This window comes from Pseudoalteromonas rubra (assembly GCF_001482385.1).
Taxonomy (GTDB): domain Bacteria; phylum Pseudomonadota; class Gammaproteobacteria; order Enterobacterales; family Alteromonadaceae; genus Pseudoalteromonas; species Pseudoalteromonas ardens.
In genome coordinates, this window is record NZ_CP013611.1 from 4,332,170 (window position 1) to 4,347,528 (window position 15,359).

The following is a 15,359-nucleotide window of genomic DNA, read 5'->3' on the forward strand; positions in this document are numbered from 1 at the left end:
TATGGCAAATAATCAGGCAGTTGTAGTGGGCGGCGGCATTTGTGGCATGGTTGCGGCTGTGCTTTTAAAACAACGTTTTGGTCAAGTGGTATTGATTGAGCAGGCCGATACTGTGGGCGGGTTATTTTGCTCTGTTAAAGACAACTCTGGCGCTGCCTATGACATGGGCTCACACATTCCCAATGCAACAGGTGTCGCGGAGCTGGATGAAATCTTGTTCGCAGATACGGATACTGACAGCTGGCATAAAATTGCCAGGTTATGTTCAGGGAACTACTTTGCAGGTAGCTGGGACTTGAACAGCCCATTTCCGGATGCATCTAAACTCCCACAAGATATCTACCAGAAAGGCTGCGGCGAGCTTATCAATCATACCGACTTGCCAGAATCAGGCTTGATTTATGAGTATTGTGCTAATTCACTGGGAATTGTCTTCACAGAAAGCATTGTTGTGCCGATATTACGCAAACTGTATGGGCAGGATGCGCCTCTGAAGAGCCTTACTATGGCTGCTGGGTTATTTGGTTTTACCCGCATTCTGGCGTTGCCAGCGGACGTGACTGCAACTCTTAAGCAGCTACCGGCCTTTGATGCCAAGCTGGGATATCAGCGAGAATCTGATTTTCAACAGCGCAAAGCACAGGATAACCTGAGTGAGATAACTTACTATTACCCGACGACCGGAGAGGGAATTGGTTACTGGGTTACGCAGCTACAAAAACGTGTAGAGCAGGCTGGTGTTGAAGTCATCACATCAGAACGCGTTGCACAGATAGTTCACCAGAACAAAAAGGTGACAAGTTTGACCCTGGCGAATAGTGAACGTACTTTGACATGCGACTTTCTATTCTGGAGTGCGCCTCCTTTTATCGCGCTGAGCGCAATGGGGTTGACGCCAGCCAGAGGTCAGGTGACCTTGCGTACCGCGCTTATTTTCCACCTCAACTTTGACCTGCCTTTGCTGGACAACAAGTCACATTACTTGTGGGTCTGGGATGCGAATAGCGCTATTTTTCGCCTGACTTTGTATCCTAATTTAACCGGGCAAAGTCAACATCATCATTTATCCGCCGAAATACTATGCAGTCCTGACGAGGTAGAGTCCTTTACGGAATCTGAGATCATCGAACAGCTTAAATTGATGGGCATCGTCGATCCGCAAGCACAATGTGTCAGCGGGCAGACTCAGGTGATTAACAACACCTTTCCTGTACCAACTACAGAGTTCCAGGCTGTCAATCAACAGAACTACGAGACCTTGACGGGGTGTGTTGATAACGTCGTTGTATCGGGTCGTTTTAGTGGTAAGTGCTGGCGTCAGGCAGAGGTGCTGGTTGAGGCGTACGAGTCAATTATGCGGGCAACCGACGCAAATTAAGCGTCGGTTTTGTCCAGCCGGATGTGAAAATAAGGCTCGACATTGCCTCCAAAGCTTAACTTGAACCAGCCCCGCTGGGGACTGTTAATGCCCTCTAAGTCTAACTTTGACACGCCTTTTTGGGCAAGTAGCGGAAAAGCTTGCCATAACACGGCTGTACCCGTATGGCTATCGCGCATTTCTGGGTGATTTGCACCATAAAAATAATAGGCTGTATCCCCATGGAGTAAGTAGGTCGCAAAGCTGCCTATTTCCTGGTTACTGGTGTGTGCCTCATACATACAGAGCAGGCCCTGTTGTGCCAGGCTTTTTATTCTCACCGCGAGTGCATCCAATCGAGCAGGGTTAATTTCAATGCCCTGGCGCGCCATGGTGAGTCCGTAATAGTGAGCAAATAAGGTAAAGTCCTGCGACTCACTGAGCGTAACCTGTTTCTTGATACCGTAGCGGATCTCCTGCCGCCTTGACACCGAGCTATTGCTATAGTTGTCGGAGTGCTCAAGTGCTGACAAAGGAGTAGTAAACTCGTCCAACTCAAGCACAGACGTGTAGCGGGGTGTTACAGCATACTTAGGGCCATCGTTGTGATAGTTAACCCATAAAAATGCGCGAATGTCCTGGATAGCCGGGTGTAGTTTCAGGGTCACCTGAGCATAGCGTTCAGCAAGATACTCAGCAATGTACTCTTGTGTGGCAAATAACTCCGAATGACGCTGGGCGCGATTCAGGTGATCTATATCGCGATGCATTATCCCGTCATGGATCACGTCATGATGACCGATGACGCGTTGTTCATGCTCATCCACGATCAGCAACACCGCGGCAATTTTTTCTTTGCCTTTGCAGCAGTAATAGGCGTGATATTTCACACCCAGTAAAGCGACGAATTGGCTATGAACAAAGGGGGTGCCATGGGGAGATGTGGCGATAAAGCTGTCCCATTGATGGTCCAGATCACAGTGCTCAAGCCTAAACTTATTCTTCATGAGCGGGCTTTTTCAGTACCATACTCCACGCCGCATGGACGCTATCACTGCCATACTCGTTAGACTGAGAGTGACTGAGGGAGACTATTTCAAATTTTGATACGAGCTGGTGGATAAGCTCAGCATCGAAAAAGTTGACATTGCCGACACCTGCGAACGGGCCCCAGGTGTAACCCGTTTTGGTGTACTTGTCGACTGACTCTGGCGCTTTTGCATAGTCGGAGTGTTCAGTACTAAACCAGTCTGTGACTAACAACACGCCACCAGGTTTGAGGCTGTCGTATGCCTGGTCCAGATAGCGCTGAATGCTACGGACCGGATTGTGCACGGATGCTCCGCGATCGACAATTAAATCGAATTGTGCCTCAAAGGGCCAGGGTTGCGTAAAGTCACCTGCGTACAAGTTGTTGGCGATGTCTGTGAAGCGGCTTTTCAGCTCGCCGATGATGAAGTCACTACCATCGATGCCATACACGGTTGGACAATAAGACAGAAAAAACGGAAAGTTCGCACCCGCGCCACATCCTACTTCCAGAATTGTGAATGTTTCATCGCCGTCTCTCAGGCGTGTGTTACGCAGGGCACCACTTACAATTTCACTCCATGGCCATACGGACATGTGTTGATTATTGCGATACAGTTGATCCCAGTTTTGACAAAATGACATATAAAAATCCTTCGAAATAACTATGCTGTTGTTAAGCAAGGTTTGAGCCAGTGTAGTTATTAAATTAGCGCAATTGGCTCACCAAGCTTTGCGCCTGAATGTAGCTTTCAGGGGTGCCGATATCAATGTAATGGTCGTCTACAAGCCAGCCCTGGAGCTTATTAACCATATTTGGCACGATATCCACACTTAGCTCATAATGATGGTCCGGTGTTAAGTGAGAAAAGTATTTGTCGTATACAGTTGGACCAAATATAAACAGGGCGCCACTGGCGAGGTTTCCTGGCGGATTGGCAACTTTCTCGTGAAATTCACGGACAACCTGATACGCATCCAGTTTTACAATTCCACAACTTTGTGGCGTTTGAGTTTCAAAGAGTAACAGTGTTGCATCTGTATGTGCCTGACGTTGTTGGTGTGCCTGAAGCATGGCCTGAAGCGGGCTGAGACAGTAATTATCGGCATGAATAACCATGCACGGCTCGCCACGCCAGAAGGTGTGGTTGCGGATCAGGGTACCGGCTGTGCCAAGTAGCTCTGGCTCATAGCTCAGTGTGATGCGTGCTTTGTGAGGGTGGGTTGCGACAAAAGCTTCAACTTGCTCACTAAAATAATGGGTATTGATGAGAATGTCGCTTACCCCCAGATGAACCAGTTTATCTATCCAAAGGCCCAGCAAAGGTTGTTCATTAATGGGAACCAGACATTTTGGTGTTGAGTCGGTGATCGGTTTTAGGCGCGTACCTAATCCTGCTGCGAGTAAGATGGCTTTCATTTTAACTGAACGAGTCCTTGACGGCTTTTTCTAGTATGCTGGATGACAGAGGCGTATTCCCCAATGACGCAACCTGACAGGCTGCTGCCAGGCTACCAAGGTAACAGGCTTGCCATATGTTGGCACCCGCAACCAGCGCCAGCGAGCTTGCCGCAAGCAAGCAATCACCAGCACCAGCAGGATCAACAGCGTTGGGATTGAGCGCCGGTAAGCGATCATTTTCCCATTTTTGTACAGGTAGATCGGGTTTATGCACCAGTATGCCTTCCTCGGCCAGGGTTATAACCAAATTTTGGCTCTGTGTCTTTTCGATGAGCTTTTGCGCCAGAATCACGAGACCATCATCGGTATTATTCAGTGCTACGCGCACTTCTCGTTCGGTCGGGGTTAGCAAGTCCATCCCACAGTAGCGTGAAATGTCACCCACCTGAGAAGAGGTCTGGCTATCCGCAACCATACGAATGTTACGCTGCTGACATGCGGCACTTAAGCGCTCTACCAGAGGTTGAGGCAATACGCCATAATTGAAGTCGGAAAAGACCAGGAGATCAGTGGTATCGAGCTTTTTCTCGATGGCGCTGTAGATTTGTTCCTGTAATTCTCGTGCAATTTTATGCTGTCTGACCTGATTAACACGCAGCAGTGTTTTGTTACCGGCCCGGTATCTGGTTTTTAGTGGGGTAGGGCGGCTTGTATCGGTAAAAAACAAGGGCTCGACCTGATAATCTGAGATATTCTCAGTGGCGTAGAAGGCCGTATTATCCTCACCCAGCACCGAAGCCAGTGTCACATCTTTGGCACCCAGTGCTTTGATATGCCCGGCAGTGATGGCTGCCCCACCCAGAAACCTGTCTTTACGGTTAGGTGTCATCACTATGGTGGGGTCTTCCTGAGATAATCCGACGGCTGTACCTTGCACGTACTCATCGACAATAACCTCACCAATCACGAGCACCCGCAAGGCCCGCATACTTTCAAACAGGCTGACTAAGTCGGATTGTGTGATGCTATGACGTTGTGCAAATTGCTTGGCTTCCTGGTAGTCAAAATTTCGTCCAACTGAAGTGGTGCGACGAATATAATGGTCAGCATTGGTCTCAAATTCACCAGAGCCGAACACCAATTTACCACCATATTGCTGCAGCGTACTCAACTCGGCATTGTGCCGGGTTTCAAACTCTTTTCCTTTAACAACAATGGCTGGTTGGTGTTGCTCTACGACCTGCTCCGGCGGCTGATCGGTCAGAAAAGCCTCGTCAACACATTCAAGCGACTGCACAATTTCCAAACGGTGTTTTTCTTTTACCCGGCTTTTTACAGCCATTGCTGAATCAGTATTGATTGCGACAATGAGCTCATCACCACAATCCCGGGCGAAATTGAGCAGTCTGATGTGACCCGGATGGAGCACATCAAAATTGCCCTGTACTAACACGCGTTTTGGCTTATGAGTCATTTTTTCCATTGCCTGATACCGGTTTCAATACAAGTTTGCACAGAGGTAAAATTAAACTCAGAGAAGCGTGCAGAGTTTATCATGGTTGTGTTCAGGGGGCGTTTACCACTTGGGTCCAAATCTGAAAAACGGATTGCTTGCAGCGGTGTGTCACTGCGCAATGCGCTGGCCATCATCTGTGCTAGATCATAACGGCTAAACGATTGTGGGTTACAAAAGTTAAAGAGGCCTTTGGCGTTTAGCGCTACCAGCATGTCGACAGCTCGGACAATATCTTTTATGTCAGTTGGGTTAAAAATCAAATCAGTGGCAGCCTTTACCGGCACACCAGCGTTTATCTGGCCTGCGATATCATTGAGAATAGTACCGTCTGCACCCGGGCTGCCTATGATTTTTGCAAGGCGTAGGATACAGGCCTGACCCTCGGTGAGTGACATTAGCGCGTTTTCAACACAGCGTTTTTGTTTGCCATATTCGGAAACGGCTGGTGCTAAGCTATCGTCGGTATAGCCTCCCGTATCACCGGTAAAGACATTGTCTGAAGAGACAAAGATAATCGGGATCTGCTGTTGATGAAGCGCTTTGATTAAGGCTAGTGTTGCTTCCACATTTACTTGGGCAGCTTTTTCCGGCTCAGCGTTAATGGCGCCAATGTTGGTGAGTGAAGCGCAAATAATGGCAATGTATTGGCATGAAGTATCCAGCGTTAGATCGGACAGCGTATGCTCCTGGAGCTGAAACTGTTGCATACCAGGTTGTGGATTATGGCCGTAAGTGCCAATCGAATTCGGTCGTGTTGAAACGAAATGGCGATATAAGTGGCTGCCCAGCAGCCCACTGGCACCAAATATAATCGGTGTTAATTGCTGATCTTCTGCCATATTGCCTCTGCAAGTTGAATGTCGGATAGTGCCTCACTCGCAGCGATGGGGCTGCTAAGGTTCTGTTGTTTCAGTGCCTCAAGGAATGCCTGAGCCTGCTCTTTAAATGCCCAGGACCAGGGGACCTGATACTGTGTTTTTTCCGTGATGTCACCATTGCGTTGTAGCTCGACCTGCGCTGGCACATTACGTAACAGAGCCGGCGGCAAAGTGATCTGTAACTGACCACGCTCAAACACAAATGTGCATTGTTCCTGCCAGTCTTTTTGATCTACTTCACCGGTATGCAAAGTGACAAGCTGGCGGTCAGTACGCAAAACACACACATGAGCTTTTGCCGACAAAAAGTTAAAGTACTCTACTTCCATGTCACAGTTTAGAAAATACCTGAGTAAATTCAATAAGTGAGAGTGGACGTTGACATAACGCGCGAACAGCGGGCGATGTGCACTCGTGAGCCAGCTAGGTGCAAAGTCTGCCTCATCGGGCATCTGCGGGCGTGCCTGCTGAGAGTGAATATAACCCCCTGCTTTGCAATAGCTATCGCCCATGTAGCAGTGTGCGTTGACCTGTAGCAACTCACCTAACTCTTGATTGTCGATCAGCTGGGCAAAGACGGCCTTCGCTTTGACAATGCCTGCATCAAATCGTTTCATGTAGCCCACGCAGTAAACAAGCTGTCGGGCTTTAGCCAACTCGACTAATGCACTTGCATCTTTACTGTTACCGGCCATGGGTTTTTCACTGAACACATGTTTTCCGGCAAGCAAGCAATCTTTGACGACTTCTACAGTGTGAGCACGTGCTGTTACCACGATAACGGCATCGATGTCATCGTCTTCAAGCAGTGCATGATGATCGGCATAGGTCTTATTAAAACCAAATTTGCTGGCAACTTGTGCCAACAACTCTGGACGTAGATCCGCGATACCATGCAGCTCACAATCGTCTAGTTGCGCATAGTTCTCAATGTGCGCGACCTGGCCAATGAAGCCGGCCCCAATGAAGCCCAGTTTTATTTTAGCCGATGAAGTCTGCATAGTTCTCTTTCGTGATCAGTACAACTTGCGGTGTTAAGGTTAAAAACGCGCCACCGTGTTCAAGGTAATCCAGGTGCTTTTTGACAATGGCTTTGGCATGGATCCAAGCCAGTATGACTGTCAACGTCGGCATGGTGTCCATTAACTTTGCCGTTGGCTCAACGAGAATACTGTCTCCCGGTGTATAGCGTCCCACCTTTTGTGAATGATCGTCGTAGATTTCTGTGATATCCGCGCCAATGTCATATTGCGTTAACAGCATAGGGCCGCTGCGCGCCGCGCCGTATGCTGCAATGACACCTGGTTGGTGCTTGGCAATCAGGGCTTTTGCTTGCTCTTTCATGGCATCAAAACGTGCAACGAATGAATTCATTGTGGTCATACTGTGCAAGTCGCAGGCGTCTTCTTGATCAATCATTTGTGCAACTGATGGCTGAACCGGACGAGGGCCTGATTTATGCTGCGCAAACCCTATGATGGAGCCACCCTGAATCGAGACATGTTCAACGTGGATCACTTCCAGTCCTTCTGTCGCGAGGAAGTTAATCATTGGTTTGAGAGAGTGGTTACACAGATGCTCATGAAAGATGGTACCAATGAGCATCTTGTCTATGATGTCTTTGAGATAGGATACTTCAAACACAAATAAACCATCATCCGCCAGGGTTGTTGCAATGCCTTTGAGTAGATCTCGCATTTCGTCGGCATGTGCAAATACGTTAAATGCAGTCACCAATGAGGCCTGACCGTGTTGGTTAACAATTTTTTGTCCGTTTTCGGCCGTCATTAAATCCGCGATTGTTTCGATACCGTTGCGGGTTGCCTGAGCGGCAATATCGCTGGCAGGATCAATCCCCAACACTTTGAAGCCTTTTTCTTTAAAGCACTTTAGGAAGGTTCCGTCATTACTGCCTACATCAAGCACAAAGGGCTGAGGAAGTGGACCATACTTTTCTAGGATCAGCTCTGACACGTCTTTAAAATGGTCAATGATCCCCTGAGTCTGGCCTGAATGGTAAGTGTAATCAGCCCAAAGGTATTCCGGTTCGACGACGTCAAGGATTTGCACGTGGCCACATTCATTACAAATGTACAAATCAACGGGCAAAGCAGGTGCAGAGGCGTCAGTTTTATTCTGTGCATACTTTTCAGCAAGCGGCGTCGGCTTAAATGGAATAGCAACCTGAACATCCTTGCTAAGACAGAGGCGACAGTTATCGCGCAGTTGAGTTAATTGTTGAGTGATTTTATTCATGTACAGTGCTCTTTGATTTAGGCGTGGCGAAAGCAACGATCAACTTTGGTGATCGCAGCCACAATCATGCTAACGTGCGACGCGTCATAGTTCTCATTAACGTATAGATTAAATGAGGTATCCCGGGCATGAGTCGCATTGGGGGTTGTGACCGGTTGCTGTGTAAAATGTTCGTGTGACCAGTGCCAGTCTGCAACAAGGAATTTGTAGTCTGGATTCATCGGTACTCCCTCAGCAACCAGGGCCTGACAGTACTCTAGTTTATCGACATTTAATCTTGAAGTATCGACTTTGACTTGGATAAAAAACGGAGAAGGATCACCTTGCCAGGCAGAAATATTGCAAATATCCGAATGACTGTTTATCGCCTCGCGTAATTGCGTCATAGCACGGGTTCTATCTGTGATGGTTTGGTCCAGGCGCTGTAAAGAGGCCAGCGTCACCGCACAGCTGAAATCATTCGTGTTCCAGTTTAAAGCAGGGAATAAGTGCTGTGCCGGATTACGCTCGACATATTCATCAGACCAGAGCGGTTTGCCACGGTCAGAGTGGGCAAGTGCACTATGGTATAAATCCTGGTCGCGACAAAATACCAGACCTCCGCTGCCAGGCGAGGCGATATTTTTTCGGTACATAGTGGATGTAGCCATAATGTCACCAAAGGTGCCGACTAGCTGGCCATTTAATTTGGCACCGGGCGCTTGTGCACAGTCTTCCAGTACTTTTATGCCCCGAGCACGCGCTTGTGCCACAATAACGTCAGTGTCAGCAACAGGCAGGCCGCCACAATGTACCAGCATGATACAACGTGTTTTCTCTGTTAGTTTTTTTTCAATTTGTGGCCAGCTGGTATTGAAGCTATCTGGCGCAGCATCTGCTACAACAGGCACCAAATTCTGCATGATAATTGAATTGAGAGGGCCCGCGTCAGTCACAGGTGAAATAATGACTTCGCTACCTGCAGGCAGCTCAAGTGCTGCCAATGCAACATAGACGGAAGCAGTGCCTGTCGCTACCGCGACGCTGTAGCCGCCACCCATATAGTCAGAAAAGGCGTTACACAATTGGGCCTCGAACGGACCCCGGTAACAGGGATCTTCATCTCGTTCCCGATAGTAGTCAAGCACCGCCAGTACCGCTTGTTCTTCACCTGGACCAAAGGCTTTCCTCGCAGGAAAGGGGGCGCTAATAGCGGGGCTTCCACCATACAAAGCTAGTTCATTGAGGTTATGACTCACAATTTTACCTCTCTTCGTTCGTCAAGTGCGCGATCTGCGGCTTCCAGAATTTCAATGACCCTGACGCCCTCAGAAAAATCTGCCAGGCTGTTGTTGCCTGTGCGTACTTTGTTGACAAAGTGGGTCAGAGATTTTGCCAGAGGCAGTGTCGGCTCGACCGCGATTTCTTTGTTATTTTCTTTTAGTGGAACGGCATCTCGGTCAACGAATTCGAACTGCTGATTGGTCGCAGAGACTGTTAGCATGCGCGTTTTGTTGATCATACCGTTACCAGCCTGGATGGTCGCTTGTGCACCATTTTCGAAGCGGATAGCGACAGTGACCAGCTCCCTTTGCTCCTGGTCTTGTAGCTCAGGCGCTATGTTATCGTAACAGGCTGATATACTTATCGGCCGAGACGCGATAAGTTTGAGGCTGGCGGCAATAAAGTGTGGGGAGTACTCCCAAAGCGGGCGCATAATCGCACGGCGAGGATAGGCTGCGCCTATCTTGCCGCTGACAGAAGTGACAGGCGAGTTCAGGCGTGCCGCAATCTCAACCACTGCCGGGTTATACAAATCTATGTGGTCAATATGCACAATGCTCTGATGGCGTGTCGCCAACGACAAAACTGTGTGCGCGTCCTGTGCAGACAATGCGAGCGGCTTCTCCATAAATAGTGGGATACCCAAAGGCAACAACAACTGCGCGAGCGGCAGATTAAGGTGCGGTGGCAGTGCTGCGACGACACAATCGAATTCATCACTGCAGGTCACCAGCTCATCCCAGCTGGCCAATATCTTAGTCTGCTCCGGGAGCAGGGGGGCAACTTCGCTATTACTGGTAACAACATGGGAAAGCTGGACATCAGACACTTCATTACGCAGTGTTTTGACGATTGCTTTTCCCCAGCTGCCAATCCCAACAACAGCCACTCTAATGGTTTTAAACTCGGAACTCATTTAACTCTCTGATAAATTTATCCACGGCAGCACGGTCTTCCGGAGCAGGTGAAAAAGGCGCTGTCTGGCTTGTATAGTCGGGGACCCACGGGCCTGTCAGTACTTCATGATAAATAACGTATTCGCTCCTGGGTACCACTGTATGATAACAAGGGCTGGTAACTTTATGAAAGAACACTTTATTTTCATCTGAAGCATGTATAGGTGCGAGGGCCGTTTTGCCAATGATGTTTCCTGCATCATCGAACGTAAATACGTCCATCTGACCCTCAATCATGTGATAGGACTCCACGACCCCGGTTGGGTGACGATGAGGAGGAAAGTAACTCATGCCATGCAGGCAGATGATCATCTCCTGAATGGCTGCTTCATGGCTTTCATGAAGGCAATATCTGAAGCGACCATTGTGCGCGTTGGCTGCTAGCGTTTTTAGTTCCGCCAGGTGCTTTGTTGATAGCTGTATAATGGGAGCCTGAATGTACTGAGCACCGGCGCTGGTCGCAGAGTGTGGTTGTTTCATAGTGTATTTTGCATATATGAGTGACAGGGCAACGTCGCCAGTGGTGAGCGTTCAAACTCGGCCCGGACAACCTCTGACAGGGCATGTACTTTGAGCAACGTAATTGGGGTGTCGCCGTATAGAGCAACTGTTAACGCGTTCATGTTATGCAGTGCGTTACCAAATTGATGAAAGTCCCTGACGCTACGTGTGTGGCGATGCAAGTTGTACTCAACTACCTCTTCATTTGTTTGTATCAGTCGATAATGCTCAGTCTTACTTTGCAAAAACGCATCAAAGTTAAAGTGTTCTTCAAAGTAATGTATATAGGTGCAGCTCTCAAGCGCTACCCCAATGAGCAAAATATATGCGTCGTCTTTTAGTGTGGAGTTTTCTATCAAGCCATAGGGGCTTGAATCGGAGCAGGGTCCAGGGTTGAGGTGATGTCCCTGCGTTAAATGCTCTGCGTCAGGCCCAGCAATTGCAACTGAATGAGTTGGGTGTAAACTTCGGTGGGTCGCAAACTGTGTTCTGAATAGCTCTGACAATATGCCCGTATGTGACGGGGTTGATTTAACATCGAAACAATTTTGTGTTTTCGTGACAGTGCGCCAGGTCATTGTTGGCATAATGACGTTGCCCTGATGTACGTAATTGAGCAAAGACTCACATAACGAAGCAGCTTGAACACCTTGTTTACTTAAGCCACTGAATGCGCTGTGTACCATGAGTGTACTTGAGGATTTGACACCCATAGGTTGCAATAGAGTTGTCATTAACCACTGCTCAAACGTCATTGGTATTGCACTCCAACATCTGACATTGGTGATTAAAGGCTTGCTGTATTGACTCGAATGTTTCGACTTCAAAAGGGATCTGGTGAAGCCCATTTTGTGCAAAAAACTGTTCTTCTCCGATTTTGAACCCTGCCGTTTCCAGCGTATTTCTGGCCGTTGCAAAGTGATTATCATCGATCGGTGAGTAACGTATCGAGGAACACCCTTTTAAAAAGTAATACGCAAAACTGGGGCCACCAGAAGAGCTCAGGTTGATGTAAGCTGCATCGTACAAAGCGATACGCAATGCAAAGCTGATTGTTGCTGCTGGCACTTCAAAAGCCAACTGGCTAAGTGGCGTTGCATTGAGACATTCAGAGGTATCTCGTAGCAGTACAGGGAAGTAGGTGTCAGTGTCGAGCGACTGGAGGAATTCAACCCAGGGACCTACAGGGGTATTTCGCTCAGGGTGTGTGGGCGTGTTTCTTAAGGTGAGGGTGACCAGTTTTTTGTTCTGTGCATGACAATGATCCAGCAATGTTTGGACCATACTCGCCGCTGCGGGTTGCACCTTAAGCTCAGGCATCGGGATGCCATCTGTATAGTATTCCTCAAGCTTAAGCAAGCCATGGGCTACACCTGCTTGGGTGGTCAGAATATCCTCGGGAAACAGGTTTAATTTGCCCGCCATTGTGGGGTTAAGGTCTGCTCGATTGATAATGTCACTGCAACCAATATACGAAGGCAGACTCTCAAAAATGGGCTTGACGATATTGGCGATACGCCAACTTCTGTCATCTTCTGTGTAGTTGGCATCGAAAGATAACTTATTGCCGCCGGGGTTAGCGGACAGCATATAAAAATGAATATACTTGAGTTTACGCTTAATCCTTTCTGCCTCGGCGACTGCGGCAAAGCTCAGCGCGTCATAGCAGGGCAGGTTTACTTTCATATCGTACACGACATGTAGCGTCTGCTCTGTGTCACCCGACTTTCGAATGGTGTTTTCACAGCTCAATACCTTACAGTGAGTGATATTATAAAAATAGATTGCTGAGAGTGAGAACCCATGCTCTACCAGAGCATTGACAATGTCGTCCACAAACATAGAGCAAATGATGATTTGGATGCCCGGGGTGTTATACTGTGCACTGAGCGCTTCGAGGCTAAGGATAGGCTTGTCGTTATAGGTGCCACCACCCTGAGTGGTTGCAAAAATAGCATCCGGGTAAGACTGTAGTAACGTGTCCGTTACGCTATTGATGCCATACAGGACAACCTGTGGAGAGTTCATAATCAAATGCCTCGAGTAAATGCGTTGTAATGAGTGTGTTTATAGCGGCACTGCATACAGCACCGTTTCTACCAGGCCGCCATCATGTTGTCTTAAATAAAACTGGTAACGACCTGGCGCAATGTCTTCGACTTGCTTTTGTAATGAAAAAATATGTTCAGGCTGGTGGTAGACGGAAATGGCCAGCAGCGGCAAGTTACGCTGGATAGTGTGTGTGGCGCCTTCCAAAGCAAAGGGCTCGAATGCTTCGATGTTCATTTTTATCATGCTTGGCGCGAAGTCAGTTAGTTCACTGTCTAACGTTGTGATATCAATGCTTAATTCGCCCGTTTCTGAAAATAGTGAAGCCCTGTCTTTATTTGCTGAGAAGCCCAGTTTAGTCACGCTGTTGCCGACGCCCTTATTGACACACTCAACAAAGCCAAAGTGGGCCATATTTTCGCTCAGCCGTGCAAATGTGGCGGGGTCGGGTTCAAAGGCATATGCGCCTTTCACTATGTCTGGATAGCGATTGATGTGCAAGGCAACACTGTCGCCGTCGAAAGAACCACAATCTACATAGTGGCTGGCAAAGCGAGACAGATCGATCCCCGTTGGCAGATACAATTCCCAATCAATGTGGGGCTCCATGACACTGGGGTCGCCATGCAGGCGATAATCCAGGCAAGAAGCCAGCACGCCAAGAGATAAATCATCAGCCAGTTTGCCTTGCAACGCTTTGAGTGCTGATACATTGTTCAGCAGGGTTTCGAGCATGTTTTCATGGAAAAAGTGCGGCTCGAAGGTTTGTGGGTAAAGCAACTGAAGATGCATAAACGTGTTCACTGAGCTGGCATGCATCTCTTTACAGGTGTTGTAGGCTTTACAGGTTCTGTGTGTGGCCAGGATCACGTGGCGCGATTCGATGTTGCTTTTACAAAATGACTGAACTCGATGCTGCTCATGCGCCAGCTGGCCTATCTTTGCCTGGTTCATATCTACAATCTGGACATCTTGTGCATTGAGTGACTCAAAAATACTCAATAATCGGACCCCTTCATCAGCCGCACCTACGATAGTGACAGGCTGAGAGAGGAGTTCATCAAGTGTGACATTCTGCGTTCTGAGTGTTTCACGCAATGTGTCGCAGTGCTTACCATCAAGCTCACACAGTAAGGATTCTAAATATTTCGTATTGTCCATAGTAATCTATTTTTTCCACGTATTTAATCTGTCCAGGCGATTATAAAAAGTAAACTCGGCAGACTTACGTATCAGGAGGTTACCTTCCGTTCGCTCTTCATACTGGCTCGAAGCCCAACGGTCGCAATTTTTGCAAAACGGCACCTTGTCCCAGTCGCCATTCTCGTGGTGTCTACGAATTTCATTGAGCTTCTCGCCTTGCCAGACGTTTTTGACACCTTCCTGGACCGCATTACCGACTACTACATCTTTAAACCCATCAAGGCAGCATATGGAGACATCACCATTGGTGTGGATTGTCATTGTTTCGTATAGTTCAGCACAGGGAATACGTTTGCTTTGGTCTATTTCTATATTCGGAAATTTACCTTCCTCAAATACTTCTCCAATTCTCACGAAATCAACGATCTGGGTCCACTTTTCAATGAACTCGGCTTCTTCGTGTAGATTTTCAGCCTGCTTTGTAAACGATACCCCAATTCTGGGTGACGGCGCATCTCCTCGGATCGCCAATAATTGTTTAACATGCTGTTCAATCTTTTCTAGTTTCTCGACGCCACGAATTTTGCTAAGTGTCTCATTTGTTGTAGAGTCGACACTGACCGTAATGCTATCAACGTCTATTTCAACCAGGTTTGCGGCCATTTTTTTGTTGAGCAGCAGGCCATTTGAGTTCATTGATATTTTAAAACCCCTGCGTTTCATGCTGTTAAGGTGCATCAAAATATCACGGCCCATGAGGGGCTCACTCCACAGTCCAGGCCCAATAGTTTCTGTATGGCCCTCAATTTCATCGAGAATTTGCTTGGCGTCCGTTACCTTCATATTTTTCTTGATGATTTCCAGTACCTTTGGGTCATCTGTGTTGCCATGAACGACACACATGGGGCACTTTAAGTTACAGTCTGAACTCAAATCCATCAGTACTCTGTTGGGGTAGGGTTTCAGTGGTAGCTTATATTTGCTCATCTTTACCTCCGACACGGATCAC

Annotated in this window: 15 protein-coding genes; 1 reads left to right on the forward strand and 14 read right to left on the reverse strand. The window is 47.9% G+C overall.

From position 1 onward, the window contains the following. The first annotated feature begins 1 nt into the window (after position 1). Positions 2–1,378, forward strand: a complete 1,377-nt coding sequence (locus AT705_RS18550; protein ID WP_058797723.1) for an NAD(P)-binding protein — start codon at positions 2–4, stop codon at positions 1,376–1,378. Here the strand turns inward: AT705_RS18550 and AT705_RS18555 are convergent. From AT705_RS18555 to AT705_RS18620, 14 genes are all read right to left on the reverse strand, one after another. Further along, positions 1,375–2,364: a GNAT family N-acetyltransferase gene (locus AT705_RS18555; RefSeq protein WP_058797724.1), complete on the reverse strand. Its 990-nt coding sequence runs from the start codon at positions 2,362–2,364 to the stop codon at positions 1,375–1,377. The two genes, AT705_RS18550 and AT705_RS18555, sit on opposite strands and share 4 nt — an antisense overlap. Next, positions 2,354–3,031, reverse strand: coding sequence for a class I SAM-dependent methyltransferase (locus tag AT705_RS18560; RefSeq protein WP_058797725.1), 678 nt, complete (start codon positions 3,029–3,031; stop codon positions 2,354–2,356). Before AT705_RS18560 ends, AT705_RS18555 begins: the two co-directional genes overlap by 11 nt. Positions 3,032–3,095: 64 nt before the next feature. Continuing rightward, entirely contained in the window at positions 3,096–3,806 is a 711-nt protein-coding gene (locus AT705_RS18565; RefSeq protein ID WP_058797726.1) for a nucleotidyltransferase family protein, read from the reverse strand. Position 3,807: 1 nt separating this feature from the next. After that, positions 3,808–5,271 carry a PfkB family carbohydrate kinase gene (locus AT705_RS18570; RefSeq protein ID WP_058797727.1) on the reverse strand — a complete coding sequence of 488 codons (1,464 nt, stop codon included), beginning with the start codon at positions 5,269–5,271 and terminating at the stop codon, positions 3,808–3,810. Continuing rightward, entirely contained in the window at positions 5,259–6,143 is an 885-nt protein-coding gene (locus AT705_RS18575; protein ID WP_058797728.1) for a sugar nucleotide-binding protein, read from the reverse strand. Before AT705_RS18575 ends, AT705_RS18570 begins: the two co-directional genes overlap by 13 nt. Next, complete coding sequence (locus AT705_RS18580; protein WP_058797729.1) at positions 6,122–7,183, reverse strand: Gfo/Idh/MocA family protein; 1,062 nt, start codon at positions 7,181–7,183, stop codon at positions 6,122–6,124. The genes AT705_RS18575 and AT705_RS18580 overlap by 22 nt, the downstream gene beginning before the upstream one ends. Next, on the reverse strand, positions 7,164–8,438 hold the full coding sequence (locus AT705_RS18585; RefSeq protein ID WP_058797730.1) for a class I SAM-dependent methyltransferase: 1,275 nt from the start codon (positions 8,436–8,438) through the stop codon (positions 7,164–7,166). Before AT705_RS18585 ends, AT705_RS18580 begins: the two co-directional genes overlap by 20 nt. A gap of 17 nt (positions 8,439–8,455) precedes the next feature. Further along, positions 8,456–9,676, reverse strand: a complete 1,221-nt coding sequence (locus AT705_RS18590; protein ID WP_058797731.1) for a DegT/DnrJ/EryC1/StrS family aminotransferase — start codon at positions 9,674–9,676, stop codon at positions 8,456–8,458. After that, complete coding sequence (locus AT705_RS18595) at positions 9,673–10,617, reverse strand: Gfo/Idh/MocA family protein (protein WP_058797732.1); 945 nt, start codon at positions 10,615–10,617, stop codon at positions 9,673–9,675. The genes AT705_RS18590 and AT705_RS18595 overlap by 4 nt, the downstream gene beginning before the upstream one ends. Continuing rightward, a complete protein-coding gene (locus tag AT705_RS18600; protein WP_058797733.1) occupies positions 10,601–11,137 on the reverse strand; it encodes a WbuC family cupin fold metalloprotein in 537 nt (178 codons plus the stop codon). The genes AT705_RS18595 and AT705_RS18600 overlap by 17 nt, the downstream gene beginning before the upstream one ends. Then, a complete protein-coding gene (locus tag AT705_RS18605; RefSeq protein WP_237113749.1) occupies positions 11,134–11,892 on the reverse strand; it encodes an AAC(3) family N-acetyltransferase in 759 nt (252 codons plus the stop codon). Before AT705_RS18605 ends, AT705_RS18600 begins: the two co-directional genes overlap by 4 nt. A gap of 10 nt (positions 11,893–11,902) precedes the next feature. Further along, the gene (locus AT705_RS18610; RefSeq protein WP_058797735.1) at positions 11,903–13,186 is read right to left on the reverse strand and encodes a hypothetical protein; all 1,284 of its coding nucleotides are present in this window, start codon (positions 13,184–13,186) and stop codon (positions 11,903–11,905) included. Positions 13,187–13,225: 39 nt separating this feature from the next. Then, entirely contained in the window at positions 13,226–14,368 is a 1,143-nt protein-coding gene (locus AT705_RS18615; protein WP_237113750.1) for an FkbM family methyltransferase, read from the reverse strand. Between the two features lie 6 nt (positions 14,369–14,374). Further along, entirely contained in the window at positions 14,375–15,337 is a 963-nt protein-coding gene (locus AT705_RS18620) for a radical SAM/SPASM domain-containing protein (RefSeq protein ID WP_049863686.1), read from the reverse strand. Positions 15,338–15,359 lie beyond the last annotated feature (22 nt).

What these genes read in the sequence shown, in the direction of transcription:
- AT705_RS18565 (WP_058797726.1), bottom strand. Translation starts at nt 3,806, where the DNA reads ATGAAAGCCATCTTACTCGCAGCAGGATTAGGTACGCGCCTAAAACCG.
- AT705_RS18615 (WP_237113750.1), bottom strand. Translation starts at nt 14,368, where the DNA reads ATGGACAATACGAAATATTTAGAATCCTTACTGTGTGAGCTTGATGGT.
- AT705_RS18570 (WP_058797727.1), bottom strand. Translation starts at nt 5,271, where the DNA reads ATGGAAAAAATGACTCATAAGCCAAAACGCGTGTTAGTACAGGGCAAT.
- AT705_RS18585 (WP_058797730.1), bottom strand. Translation starts at nt 8,438, where the DNA reads ATGAATAAAATCACTCAACAATTAACTCAACTGCGCGATAACTGTCGC.
- AT705_RS18560 (WP_058797725.1), bottom strand. Translation starts at nt 3,031, where the DNA reads ATGTCATTTTGTCAAAACTGGGATCAACTGTATCGCAATAATCAACAC.
- AT705_RS18595 (WP_058797732.1), bottom strand. Translation starts at nt 10,617, where the DNA reads ATGAGTTCCGAGTTTAAAACCATTAGAGTGGCTGTTGTTGGGATTGGC.
- AT705_RS18550 (WP_058797723.1), top strand. Translation starts at nt 2, where the DNA reads ATGGCAAATAATCAGGCAGTTGTAGTGGGCGGCGGCATTTGTGGCATG.
- AT705_RS18610 (WP_058797735.1), bottom strand. Translation starts at nt 13,186, where the DNA reads ATGAACTCTCCACAGGTTGTCCTGTATGGCATCAATAGCGTAACGGAC.
- AT705_RS18575 (WP_058797728.1), bottom strand. Translation starts at nt 6,143, where the DNA reads ATGGCAGAAGATCAGCAATTAACACCGATTATATTTGGTGCCAGTGGG.
- AT705_RS18555 (WP_058797724.1), bottom strand. Translation starts at nt 2,364, where the DNA reads ATGAAGAATAAGTTTAGGCTTGAGCACTGTGATCTGGACCATCAATGG.
- AT705_RS18600 (WP_058797733.1), bottom strand. Translation starts at nt 11,137, where the DNA reads ATGAAACAACCACACTCTGCGACCAGCGCCGGTGCTCAGTACATTCAG.
- AT705_RS18620 (WP_049863686.1), bottom strand. Translation starts at nt 15,337, where the DNA reads ATGAGCAAATATAAGCTACCACTGAAACCCTACCCCAACAGAGTACTG.
- AT705_RS18605 (WP_237113749.1), bottom strand. Translation starts at nt 11,892, where the DNA reads ATGACAACTCTATTGCAACCTATGGGTGTCAAATCCTCAAGTACACTC.
- AT705_RS18580 (WP_058797729.1), bottom strand. Translation starts at nt 7,183, where the DNA reads ATGCAGACTTCATCGGCTAAAATAAAACTGGGCTTCATTGGGGCCGGC.